Here is a 12,790-nt window from a genome sequence, read left to right on the forward strand (position 1 = left end):
GCAGGGACGAAATGCCGACTATTTACTACGCGCGGGCGATCGACGGTCTGGACCGTGGGACAGTACTTGCTGAAGGCGCCCTGGTCGGCGAACTTCTGCGAGCGCGCGGACTCGACATGGTCGATCCGGTTTCCGAATGGTCGAAGAACGAACCTAGCTGGGCCGGGGGCAGTGGTGATCATTCAAGCATGGTCGAGTCGGATCTTCGGCTGCTGAGAAAGTCGGATGTCGTCCTAATGGACGTCTCAATATCCGGCAGGAGCTACATCGGCTGTATCTGTGAGTTGGTCTATTCCTATATGTGGAAAATTCCCGTTGTGGTGATCGTTGGCGATACTGGACATGAGGCGCGACCGTGGCTTCGTTACCATGCTGCCCACATCGTTACAGGGCGACAGGCGGCAATAGACGTAGTGTCGGAGATTCTAGCGACCTGACCTTCCGCGAGTCATGGCAATCTGAAGGAGGAGCAGGCTCACCGGGACGCCGACGCCAAGGGCGACATCTTTGGCGGGAAGTGTCTCAGTTGCTACTACGATGGCCCCTAGGGCAATGGTTAGCAGTAGAACGGTCGGTGCCCAATTTTTTCTAATGCCTACGAGCAAAGATTGGTAAAGTTTGGCGAAAATTACAAGTTGTAGCGGGGTTGAGGCGTCTGGGCCTCCCTTCATGACGGCTGTACCGGACGAGAGTACCGTTATGCTTTCACCGTTCTGAAGGATTGCACTCTTGAAATCTGAAAGGGCTTCAAGAAACGGCCAAATTGTCCACATTGAAAGCGCCGTGGAGCCGTCGACTCCAGGCCACCTTCCGTCGTCGTCCTGACTCTCTAGGATCGTTCTAGTCGCTCTCACTGTCAGGTTGTAGTCGATTGATGATGGCTGCCGAACAAGTGCGCCTAGTACGTAGGGCAGACCGTGATGCCAGATTGAGTTCTGCCAGGTGTGGTTGGTCCCGTCAGGGCCTATCCGTGTGATATTGTAATTTTCGAGGCGCGCGTCGTCGTCATATATAGTGGCCGTATCGGCCGATTCTTTGAGCCATCGGTAAGCATTTTCTACCGCATCGGAGAAGGACCTGTCATTCCGATAAATGTTGCTTTCAACCAGCGCGACCAGGACGATCGCGGTGTGCGTCACGGTGGGAGCTTGGCCGCTACGTTCACCCCAGGCCCGAGCCTTGCTGTCCCGCGCACCGATCAGCCAGACAGCTGCTGCGCGGAGGGCCGGAGCGGTGCGATCGAGCACCCCCAGGGCGCGTACAGCCATAGCCGTAAGCCACACTCGCGACGCTTGACCCTTAAATGCGCCCCAGCCGCCATCATCGTTCTGGTTGTGGATTAGCCATGATGCAGCACGTCGAATATCTGGTGCATTGGTCGCGAACGCGAGACCTGTTCGCTGCATGAGGTGGCAGATCATTGCGGTTGCCTCAGTAACCGGTTGGCCGAAACTGGTATTGGTCGCCCAGCCACCGTCGAGCAGCGGGTCCTCGGAGGAGATCTGACGGTGCCTGAGAAACTGGAGACAATGGTCCTGGTGCTCAAATTTCGCTTCGTGTAGGAGAAAACTGCTCAACGCGGTTATTGTTGCGGATGGGCCAGGGGTAGGGACATCCAATAGGTGGTACCAGCCGCCCTGCGCCTCCTCTGCGGCGTGATATGTGCGGCGCAGCAGGTCCAGTGACTTCCCGACCCGGGAGTCAATGTTCTTGCGATCAATTTTGTCCACGGTCATCCCAGGGGTGAATGCCGATGATGTGCGGCGACTAGACTGACTTGTATGCGACCGTGCTGATGAAGGCGCTCTCCTTGGTGGACGCGTATCTGCCAAGATGGGTTTCAATCATTTCGATCTGCCAGTCGTGGAGGAGGTCCTTGACATATCCTTCGTCGAAAAAGTGCCGAATATGTCCGCACCGGTTGAAGATATGCTCATCTAGCTTTTCGCCATCGCCGTAGTAAGGATCATCCGTTGACTTCACGCAAAATACCAAAACGCCGCGCGGCTTGAGCACTCGATGAATCTCGGAAAATATCTGACGCGTCGCATTGTCTCGAAAGTAGTGTAGTGCGAGATGGGAGAATATCCCGTCAAATGATTCGTCGTGAAATGGGAGAGGTTTCGATATGTCCCACACTTGGAGGCTGCGCTTCACCTTCCTTAGCATCCTTGTCCGATGTGGGACAATCGTGCGGGCCTGCTCGATTGCGACCGCCGAGAAGTCTATGCCCCAAACGTTGCATCCAGCAAGCGCCATTGCGCGAAGATCGTGGCCTTTCCCGCATCCGAGATCGAGGACATCGGGGTTCTTGTTGGTGTCCGGAAGTTTTCCAAGGAAGGTGCTGCGGATCTTTCGGTGTATCGAGTCCTTGCCTGTGGCTCCGCGCCTGCGGTGCCAGCCATCCCAAAAAGCCAGTTGATCCGGAAGCTTCTGATCTTTTGTGCTAGGCATGTTCTCGACCGTCTGATAGAAGTTGCGGTTTTCTTGTCTGAGTGCGACTCGAGTATCCTCGTAGCCGTTTTTGTGTCTGTTCAATATTCTCCCACTGTGGGTATACGGCATAATCCCATTCATTTGGGCGTCCAATGACTTTGGCGATATGCCTTCTGAAGAACTGGGAAACGCCAACGTCGCGTGCGTAATGCGCACTCTGGCCGGACTCCCGGTACATCAGGTATCCGTCATTCCTCAGTGATGCGGGGATCTCCTCGATGCGGGACAGGGATCCGACGAAGCCGACATCCAGTTTCAAGAGACTCAACGAGTAACTTCCCGGAACGATGTGAATGTGAGAGTGCGTTATACATGCCGACCTTCGGCGTTCGGTGTCGCGGCATGATCCGTGCTCGAATGCGGTCGCCGGCCCATAGGTGTCCTCGATCATTTGCAACGCTCGCCTGACGAACACGAGGAAGCCTTCGGCTAGGTCCCGCGGCATGCCCCATACCGAGTTGTGGTGCTGCGCTGGTGCGACGAGGATGTATCCGGGAACGAAGGAGCCGACTGCGCAGATCGCGGCTCCGACACCCGGTTCTCTGAGCAGAGGTCGGTCGTACCAGGGGAGGTCCAATTCTGGACTTCCGCTGATCTGGCAGAACAGGCAGGTTTCCCGGCTACCCTCGGCGGCAGCAAGCATGGCGACAAGTCTCCTTCTGAGGCCGTACGGTAACCGAAAGTAACATCAATTTCCTGTCGATACAGTCCTCCAATCGGTTGATCTGCGTCAATGAGGGTCTGTGCGGGTAAGGCTGCCATGCTCGCACAGGCATGATCACCATCCACCGGAAGCTAGGTGGGTCCCGGGTCGGCTGCTGAACCGCGCGCCCTACGCTGCTTCCGAAGTCGATCGAAAGGTGGCGTCTGTGGCTGACGGTGTGCGGAACGGGCTGCTGGTGCGTACCTGCCTGGAAGTGCTCCGCGACAGCGGGCAGCGGCTGCATGGCCAGAAGGTGCTGCACCAGGTGGCCGACCGGATCGAGCTGAACGAGGCTGAGCTTCGCCCCCACCCCAACGGTGCGCAGGCCTGGGTGGTCGCGGCCCGCTTCCACGCCGGTGACGCCGCCACCATCGGTTGGTTGATCAAGCGGGACGCGCTGTGGTGGATCACCGACGACGGCCGGGCCGCGCTCGAGACGTACCCCGACGCGGACTCGCTCTACGCCGAGATCACCCGGCGCTACCGGGAGATCTTTCGCGACCGCAAGCGAATCCGCCGGAAGTACGACGACCGGCTCGAGAAGATCACCAGCACCCTGGAGCTCGTACCGGCCGGCTCCTGGACGGCGTACGACGATCTGGCCGAGCTGGTCGACGGCACGCCGGACGACATCGCCCACCTACTGGCCGACACCTACGTCGACAACGCGCACCGCGTACTCAACGCTTCCGGGCGGGTTCCCGATGCCAGGCACCAGCATGCCCGGCTACGCGGTAGCGACCTGGCGGCCCGGCTCAGCGAGGAAGGTGTCGAGTTCGTCGACGGTCGGGCGAACGCCGAACAGCGGATCACCGCTGACTTCCTCGCCGAGCGACTCGCCGAGACCGCCACCCTCGCGGCTGAACCCGTCGCGCGGCGGGCCTGGCTGGTCCGGGGCAGCAACGTCGACGGCGCCGACCTGGTGCCGCAGTGGCTAGCCGAAGGTTGGGTGTCGCTGGCAGCCTCCCAACTGCCGCAACTCGGCCCCGGCATCGACGAGCAGCAGCTGACCCAGGCCGTCGCCGACGCCTACCGGCACAAAAGCTATTCGGTACGGGAGAAGCTGACCGGCGAGTTCAACGCCTTCCTGCGGCTGATGCGCGACGGGGACTTCGTGGCGACCGCGCACCACGGCGACGTACACCTCGGGTTGGTCACTGGCCCGCCCAGCTTCACCGGCGCCGGGGAGCTGCCGTCCCACCTGCGCCGGCCGGTGCGCTGGCTGGAGCTCGACCCGCCGGTGGACCTGTCGGCGCTGCCCGCCGCCCTGTCCAACCTGTTGCAGAGCCAGGACGACGTGGTCGACCTGACCGACGGGCTGGCCGCGCTGGAACACCTCGCTGCGCCGCTGCTGCGCGAACCGGTGCCGACCGCGGCACCGGCCACCCCCGCGACGCCGCCGCCAGGTCCGGTGGCGACCCCGACCCCGCCGCCGGCGGCCGAAGCGCGACTCGGTGACGTCCCCGCCGACCTGGCCGACACGCTGCTGCTCGACCTCGACTGGCTGCGGGAGCTGCGGGAGCTGCTGGCCAGGCGGCGGCAGATCATCCTGTACGGCCCACCCGGGACCGGCAAGACGTACGTCGCCCGCGCCCTCGCCGCCCGGCTCACCGAACCCCACGCGGTACGGCTGATCCAGTTCCACCCGTCGTACACCTACGAGGACTTCTTCGAAGGATTCCGGCCCGAGGCCGGCGACGACGGCACCCTGCGATTCAAACTCACCTCCGGACCGCTGCGCCGGCTCGCCGACGCCGCCAGGGAACACCCGTCCACGGTGTACGTGCTGATCATCGACGAAATCAACCGGGGGAACCTGGCGAAGGTCTTCGGGGAGCTGTACTTCCTGCTCGAATACCGTGACCAGCCGATCGCGCTGCAGTACTCGGCGAAGGACTTCACCCTGCCGGCCAACCTCTACCTGATCGGCACCATGAACACCGCCGACCGGTCGATCGCCCAGATCGACGCCGCGATGCGCCGCCGCTTCGCGTTCGTCGAGATGCACCCCGACCGGCCGCCGGTGGCCGGCCTGCTGCATCGCTGGCTCACCGCCCGCGACCTGCCCACCGAGGCCGCCGACCTGCTCGACGCGCTCAACGCCCGGCTCGCCGACGCCGACTACGCCGTCGGGCCGACGTACCTGCTGGACGAGGCCGACCACCGCGACCCGGACGGCCTCGACCGGGTCTGGCGCCATGACATCCTGCCGCTGCTCGCCGACCACCACTACGCCGACGACCTGGACGTACCCGGCCGGTACGGGCTCGACGCGCTGCGGACCGCCCTGGCTGATCGGCAGCCCTCACCGTGATCCGGGTGATCCAGCTGCGGGAGGCCGGTCCGGCGCTGGACGTGGCGCTGACCGGCGAGCAGGCCCGCCAGTTGGCGGCGGCCCGCGCGGGCCGGCAACCGGTCGTCGAGGTACGTCCGGGCCCGACGGCCGGGCGTTGGCTGCTGCGCGCCACCCGGCTCGTCGGCGCCGCCCGCATCGGCGACCTCGACGTGTACGTAGCCCCGAAGGTGCCGGTGGCGCGGCTGCTGTTCCTGTTCGGCTACGCGCGGAACCCGCACCGGTGGCAGCCGACGAGCCTGCCGTTGGGGGCCAGCGACGAGCTGGCTCCGGCGCTCGCCGAGGCGCTGTGTCGGCAGGTCGACCGGGCGATCCGGGGCGGGCTGCGGCACGGCTACCAGGAGGTCGACGCCGCAGCGACGGTTCTGCGCGGGCGGATGATGCCGGCCCGGCAGTTGACCCGTCGGCTCGGCCAGCCGCTGCCGCTGGAAGTCCGCTACGACGAGTTCACCGCCGACACGCCGGAGAACCGCATCCTGGTCAGCGCGGTCGAACGGATGCTGCGCGTTCCCGGGCTGGTGCCGTCGGTGCGTCGCCGGCTCAGCCAGCTGGCTGAGCGGTTCCCCGGTGTCGCTCGGCTGCGTCCCGGTGCCCCGGTGCCGATCTGGCGTCCGGGCCGCAGCAACGCCCAGCTGCACACCGCCCTGTGGCTGGCCGAGCTGGTCCTCGCCGGATCGTCGCTCGACGCCCGCGTCGGTGACCGGGCCGCGAACGGCCTGCTGCTCGACATGGCGCGGGTCTTCGAGTCGTTCGTCGCCGCCGCGCTGCGGGCCGTGCTGCCCGCCGGCCAGCTGCGCACCCAGACGGCCGGTCACCTCGACGAGGCCGGCCTGATCGACATCCGCCCCGACCTGACCTGGTGGGACGAGGGCCGGGTGGCTGCGGTGGCCGACACCAAGTACAAGACCCGGACGCCCGTCGACGATTTGTATCAGATGCTGGCCTACTGCGTCGCGTACGGTCTGGACACCGGTCATCTCATCTACGCCGGGGAGGGCGGTCCGACCGCGCACGTGGTCCGCCGGACCGGGATCCGGATCGTCTGCCACCGGATCGACCTGGACGGGTCCACTGGCGACCTGCTGGAGCAGGTACGGCGGGTCGGTGCCGGGATGACGCTGGGCCGACGCCCGGTACGTGGGTCGATAGAGTCAGCGGCGTGAACGCGGCGTACCTGGTGGTCCTCGGTGAGCGGGCGGCGATCCGCTGGGTGCTGGAGCAGCAGCGGATGGCGTTCCCGGCGACCCCGCGGGCTGAGGTGGCCGCGTTGGCCGCCGGCGACCGGCTGCTGCTGTACGCGACCGGGGCGCCTGGCACAACCCGACCCGTGACCGGGGCCGGGTGATCGGTACGGCGACCGCGACCAGCGCGGTCCGCGCCTTCGACTTGCTGGCCGGCGCACTCCGGCCGATGCTGGCCGCCCGGCCGGCAGCCACCCTTGTCGATCTTGTCGCGACAACAGGGCCGATGCCGGGTTTGCGGCTGACATCGCCTACTTAACGGCAAAGATGACAACGAGTCGTTGTTACGCCCAGGTAGGGCGGTAATAATTCGGCCTGTGGGCATAGCTTCATTTGCGGGACGATTATCCTCAAGTTCGGATTGAACGAGCCGCTGGTTCCTCCCGGGCTAACTTGAAGTATTGACATGCTTGCGCTCCGGTTGGGGCGCTGTTAGCCTTCTGTCCGTGGCCCGGTCAGGGGCCGGTAGGTCGATCTATTTCACCTGAGTTACGCCCGCCAAGACAGTCTCAATCAACCACCCCTTGGGACGTTCTATGTCGACGATGTGGCCGAAGTGATGACCGCTGCCTCAACCGCTGATTCAACGCCGACTGATGGAAACCGTAAGAGGGATTTCCGGCTGTACTGGATAGCCGGGGCCGTCGACCAACTCGGGTCGCAGACCTCCGGCATCGTCTTTCCGCTGGTCACCCTCGCGATAACCGGTTCACCGGCGGCCGCCGGTCTGGTGGGCGCGCTGGCCTTGGCCGGTCGACTTGTCGCCGCGCCGGCGGCCGGCGTACTGGCCGACCGGTTGCCCCGCAAGCGGATGATGGTGGCGTCACTGCTGCTGGCCGCCGCCACGATGGCGGTGCTTTTCGTTTCGGTCGCCAGCGGTACGGCGACCCTGGTGGTGCTCGCTGCCGCCGCCTTCGTCGAAGGGCTCGCCCAGAGCGGCTACGAGGCGGCCGGCGCGGGCTCGATCCGCCGGGTGCTGCCGGCCGACGACAAGAAGGCGCTGTCCCGGCTGGAAGCGCGCAATCACGCCGTACAGATCGTCGGTCCGGTTTTCGGTGGCGCGCTCTACCAGATAGGCCGGTGGGTGCCATTCCTGGTGGACGCTGTGTCATATGTGGTGTCCGCATTTCTGGTCGGTGCGATCCGCACCGATCTCACCCCGGACCGTGCCGAACGCACGTCATTCCTCGCCGATCTGCGGGACGGCCTGCGTTTCGTGTGGCGGCAACCGTTCCTGCGTTTCGTGACCATCTGGGCTGCCGGGATCAATTTCACCTTCGGCGCACTCATCTACTACGCGATTCTGACCGCCGGGCAGCAGGGCGCGGCCGCGTCGTCGATCGGCCTGGTGCTGACCGTGGCCAGCGTAGGCGGGTTGACCGGCGCGTTGTTGGCGCCCGCCGTGTTCAGCCGGGTCCGGCCGATGACCGTCATCGTCGTCGCCTCCTGGGCGATGGTCGCCCTGGTCGCGGCCATGTCGCAGGCCCGGCAGACCTGGACGTACGGCCTGCTCTTCGGCCTGGTCTTCCTGCTCAGCCCGTTGCTCGGGGTCATCTTCCAGTCGCGGGTCATCGCATTGACGCCGGACGAGCTGCAGGGCCGGGTCGGCACCGTGATGGGCACCGCCGGCGAGGTGCTGCAGACCCCGGCGCCGCTGCTCGCCGGCCTGCTCGTCGCCTGGTACAGCCCGACCGCCGTCGCGCTGATCTTCGCCGCCGCACTGGCCGGGCTGGCCGTCTACACGACGGTCAACCTGCGCCAACTGCGCGCCGGGGCGGAGGACCCACCCGACGACGCGACGTCGACCGAACCCGACGCGACGTCGACCGGACCCGTGGCAGAGGAGGCACGCCGATGAGCCGTGAATACCGACTGTTCTACCCGGCACTTCCAGCGGTCGCCGAGCACGCGCCGCACCGGGTGGTCTACGTCGGCGACGCCGACGGTCGGTGCCAGATCCTGGCTTGGGACCGCCGGACCGACACGGTCACCCAGCTGACCGACCGGGCGACCGGAACGATCCGGGCCGCGTTGGACCCGGACGGCGAGACGGTGTGGTGGTTCGACGACGACCTCGCCGGGGTGGGTGTCTGGCGTACCCGCGACTTCCCGAACAGCGCCCCTGACCAGGTCACCTCGGCGGTCTCGGCTCCGGCGCTGCCCGGGGTGACGCCGGCGCGGCACGCCGGGATCGCGATGGCCGACGACGGAACCGCCCTGGTCGGGCTCGCCGACGACGACGGCCTGACCCTGCACCGGCGCGACCCGCACGGACGGATCACCGAGGTCACCCGGACCGCCGGGTACGCGTACCTGGTCGACCTGGACCCGACCGGTGAGCTGGCGGCGGTCGGCACCGACCCGGCCGCCGCGGACGCCGTGACCGTGGTCGGCCGCGACGGGGCCACGGTCGGGGTGGTGTCCGGCCAGCCGGATCGGCGGGTCTGGGCGCTCGGCTTCGCCCCCGGCGGCGGTCAACCCCGGCTGCTGCTCGTGCTGGAGCAGGACGACCGGTACTTCCCGGCGACCTGGACCCGGACCGACGGGCTACAGCCGCACAGCTGGTGCTGGTTCGACACCGAGATCACCGCGAGCTGGTACCCGGACGGCCGGCGGATCCTGATTCGTCAGGATCGGCACGCCCATACGATCCTGCACGAGGCCGACCTGACGGTGCGGGCCAGTGCGGTGCTGCCGACTCCGCCGGGCAGTGTGCTGGACGCGGCGGTCTGGCCGGACGGCGACGTCGTCTACATCTGGACCGACTCGCTGACCCCGCCGCAGCTACGGTCGGGCCGTGACGTCCGGCTGCCGGACAGTGGCGCCGGTCCGGACCCGGCGGCGTCCGCCACGGTCGACGACTACCAGCGGCAGGAGCTGTGGGTGCCGGGGCCGGGCGGGCCGATCCACGTGCTGCTGACCACACCGAACGACGACCGGCGTACCCGTCCCGCCGTTTTCCTGGTCCACGGCGGACCGTCGCAGCACGCGCGGGACGCGTACGACCCGCTGGTGGAGATCCTGGCCAGCACCGGCTGCGCGGTGGTGCGTGCCAACTACCGGGGGTCCAGCGGCTACGGCTCCGCCTGGCGTAACGACTTCAGCTCCGGCGTCGGGCTGACCCAGGTCGCCGATCTGGCGGCGGTCCGCGGGCATCTGGTGACCGAGGGGTTGATCGAGGCGGGACGGGTCGCCCTGTGGGGCACCTCGTGGGGTGGCTATCTGACCCTGCTCGCCCTCGGTGTGCAGCCACGGCTGTGGCGTCTCGGGGTGGCGATCAGCCCGATCGCCGACTACGCCGCCGCGTTCCATGCGGCGTCCCCGGCGGTCCAAGCGCTCGACGTGATGCTGTTCGGCGGCACCCCGGAGCAGGTTCCCGAGGCGTACGCCCGGTCGTCGCCGGCCAGCTACGTCGACCAGGTCACCGCGCCGGTGCTGCTCGCCGTCTCCAGCGACGACGTGCGTTGCCCGCCGGCTCCGGTGGAGCGGTACGCCGGCCTGCTGGCCGCCCGCCGCGTTCCGCATCAGCTGGTCCGCCGCCGGGCCGGGCACGACGACTTCGACGCCCGCAGCCATCTGTCGCTGATGCAGACCGTGCTGCTGTTCATGCAGCGGCACTTCGACGGCGTGCAGGAGGAGGGTACGGCGGTCGCGCTCGCCATGGCGCGGCCAGTGGCCTGACCCTGTTCCCCGCACGTTGGCAGGTTCGGTCCGATCGGGAGAGGAGGTGAACGGCATGCGGAAGAACGTTGTCGAGAACGACCCGATCAACGGCAACCGCGACCAGCTTCGCAGCGCGAACGTCACGGTCACGGTCTCGGTCAAGATCAAGTTCTGATCCGGGTCGTACGGGGTGGAGGCGGGCGGGTCGCGCCCTGGCCGGCATCGCCTGACCGCCTCCATCCCATCGCCGTGGCCGTCGCCACCCCACCGGGTCCTGACCGCCTCCGTACCTCCGGCACACCTGTCCACCTCCGACACCCGCGCTGACCGGGTTCGTCGGTAGCGGCTCGCATAGAAGGGAAGGGCACATGCGGATCCTGCTGGTCAACATGCCGTGGTCATCGATCGATGTCCCGTCGCTGGCACTGGGCATCCTCACCAACAGCGTCCGCCAGAAGATGCCGGACGCCGAGGTCGAGGTGATGCACGCCAACCTCGACTTCGTCGACTGGGTGGTCGACCGACGTGAGTTCGGCCTCGGCGACTACTACTACTATTCGCTGTTCACCTACTTCTCCGGCTGCGGTGACTGGGTCTTCTCCTCCGCCCTCTACGACGACCCTGAATGGCGGGTCAGCGAGTTCACCCGCGTCGTCCAGGGCCAGATGTCCGAACGCGACCTGAGCCGCAACATGGACCTGCACCGGGCCGCGCCGGAGTTCATCGACGAGATCGCCGCCCGGATCGTCGACCGGGCACCAGACCTCGTCGGATTCACCTCGACGTTCCAGCAGAACACCGCAGCGCTGGCGACTGCCCGGGCGGTGAAGAAACTCGACCCCCGGATCCGTACCGCGCTCGGTGGGGCGAACTGCGACGGCGAGCAGGGCGCGGCGCTGCACCGCAACTTCTCCTTCATCGACTTCGTGGTACGCGGCGAAGGCGAAGCCGCGTTCCCCCAGCTGCTCACCGCGCTGGCGGCCGCACCGGCGGACAGCCCTGCCGACTTCTCCAGCATCGAGGGCCTGTGCTGGGCCACCCCGGACGGCCGACACGTGGCCAACCCGATGAGCACCGCACCGCTGCCGCCGGCTGAGATCGTCAGCCCGGACTACACCGGCTACTTCGAGCGGCTGGCCCGCTCCAAGGCGAACAACTGGGTCGAGCCCCGGCTGGTGGTGGAAGGCGCCCGCGGCTGCTGGTGGGGCGAGAAGCACCACTGCACCTTCTGCGGGCTCAACGGCTCGTTCATGCAGTTCCGCAGCAAGCATCCCGGCCGGTTCTACGACGAGATCATCGGGCTGGTCGAGCGCCACCAGGTGCTGGACATGTTCGTCGTCGACAACATCCTCGACATGAGCTACGTCAACTCGCTGCTGCCCCGGCTGGCCGAATCCGACTACGACCTGCGGCTGCAGTACGAGATCAAGTCGAACATGCGCGGCCCGCAGGTGCAGGCCCTGGCCGACGCCGGCCTGGTCAGCGTCCAGCCAGGCATCGAGAACCTGAACAGCAGGGTGCTGAAGATCATGGACAAGGGGGTGACCGGCTGCCTCAACGTGCGGATGCTGCGCGACGCGGAGACCAGCGGCATCACCATCGCCTGGAACTACCTGTACGGCTTCCCCGGCGAGACCGACGCCGACTACCAGTCGATCATCGACCAGATGCCGGCCCTGCACCACCTCTGCCCACCTGACGGCAGCACCCGGATCGCCATCGAACGGTTCAGCCCGTACTTCGTCAAGCCGGAACTCGGCTTCACCGACCTGCGGCCGGCCGCCCAGTACCGGCTCATCTACGACCTGCCCGAGTCGGAGCTGATGGACCTGGCGTACATTTTCGACACCCCGACCCAGGGCATCGACGAGGATCTCGCCGAGACGCTCGACCGGGCCGTCACCGGCTGGCAGCACGAGTATGCCCGCAGCCGGTTGACCCACCACGACCTCGGCACCGAGATCGTGCTGGTCAGCGAACGGCGGCAGTTCGACTGGCACGTGCTGCGGTTGACGGATCCGACCGAGGTCGCCGCCTTCCGGCAGCTGGACCAGCCGCACAGCGTCGCCTCACTGGCCCGGCGGATCTCCGCGTCGGAGGAGGAGGTGGCCACGCTGCTCGCCCGCTGGAGCGACCTCGGCCTGCTGTTCAGCGACGCCGACCAGTTCATTCAGATCGCACCGCAGGCGATGAACCAGGACCTGCTCCGCATCGACCACCTGCACCAGGAGCGGGCCGCCGCGCAGGCGGAAGCCGCGTCAACGGATCCGGCCACGTCCGCCGGGCACCCCACGCCCGAGCCCGCGCTCACCGCCGTCTGACAGGAGCACCGCG

The 12,790-nt window shown here is 66.7% G+C and carries 9 protein-coding genes; 7 read left to right on the forward strand and 2 right to left on the reverse strand.

Translation table 11 applies throughout. The features are described from left to right. Positions 1-11: 11 nt before the first annotated feature. Positions 12-437, forward strand: a complete 426-nt coding sequence (locus tag O7610_RS22125; RefSeq protein WP_289211754.1) for a hypothetical protein — start codon at positions 12-14, stop codon at positions 435-437. Here the strand turns inward: O7610_RS22125 and O7610_RS22130 are convergent. Next, positions 426-1,736 carry a prenyltransferase/squalene oxidase repeat-containing protein gene (locus O7610_RS22130; RefSeq protein WP_289211755.1) on the reverse strand — a complete coding sequence of 437 codons (1,311 nt, stop codon included), beginning with the start codon at positions 1,734-1,736 and terminating at the stop codon, positions 426-428. The two genes, O7610_RS22125 and O7610_RS22130, sit on opposite strands and share 12 nt — an antisense overlap. A 31-nt stretch (positions 1,737-1,767) precedes the next feature. Next, complete coding sequence (locus O7610_RS22135) at positions 1,768-2,565, reverse strand: class I SAM-dependent methyltransferase (protein ID WP_289211756.1); 798 nt, start codon at positions 2,563-2,565, stop codon at positions 1,768-1,770. Between the two features lie 800 nt (positions 2,566-3,365). Here O7610_RS22135 and O7610_RS22140 point away from each other — a divergent pair. From O7610_RS22140 to O7610_RS22165, 6 genes are all read left to right on the forward strand, one after another. Continuing rightward, complete coding sequence (locus O7610_RS22140) at positions 3,366-5,513, forward strand: AAA family ATPase (RefSeq protein ID WP_289211757.1); 2,148 nt, start codon at positions 3,366-3,368, stop codon at positions 5,511-5,513. 5 nt (positions 5,514-5,518) lie between these two features. Next, complete coding sequence (locus O7610_RS22145) at positions 5,519-6,715, forward strand: McrC family protein (protein ID WP_289211758.1); 1,197 nt, start codon at positions 5,519-5,521, stop codon at positions 6,713-6,715. After that, positions 6,712-6,897, forward strand: coding sequence for a hypothetical protein (locus O7610_RS22150; RefSeq protein WP_289211759.1), 186 nt, complete (start codon positions 6,712-6,714; stop codon positions 6,895-6,897). The genes O7610_RS22145 and O7610_RS22150 overlap by 4 nt, the downstream gene beginning before the upstream one ends. Positions 6,898-7,352: 455 nt before the next feature. Beyond that, entirely contained in the window at positions 7,353-8,651 is a 1,299-nt protein-coding gene (locus tag O7610_RS22155) for an MFS transporter (RefSeq protein ID WP_289211760.1), read from the forward strand. Then, a complete protein-coding gene (locus tag O7610_RS22160) occupies positions 8,648-10,474 on the forward strand; it encodes a S9 family peptidase (protein ID WP_289211761.1) in 1,827 nt (608 codons plus the stop codon). The genes O7610_RS22155 and O7610_RS22160 overlap by 4 nt, the downstream gene beginning before the upstream one ends. Before the next feature lie 350 nt (positions 10,475-10,824). After that, positions 10,825-12,777 (forward strand): RiPP maturation radical SAM C-methyltransferase, encoded by a 1,953-nt coding sequence (locus O7610_RS22165; protein ID WP_281552381.1) that lies wholly within the window; start codon positions 10,825-10,827, stop codon positions 12,775-12,777. Positions 12,778-12,790 lie beyond the last annotated feature (13 nt).

This window comes from Solwaraspora sp. WMMA2065 (genome assembly GCF_030345075.1).
In the GTDB taxonomy this organism is placed as follows: Bacteria; Actinomycetota; Actinomycetes; order Mycobacteriales; family Micromonosporaceae; genus Micromonospora_E.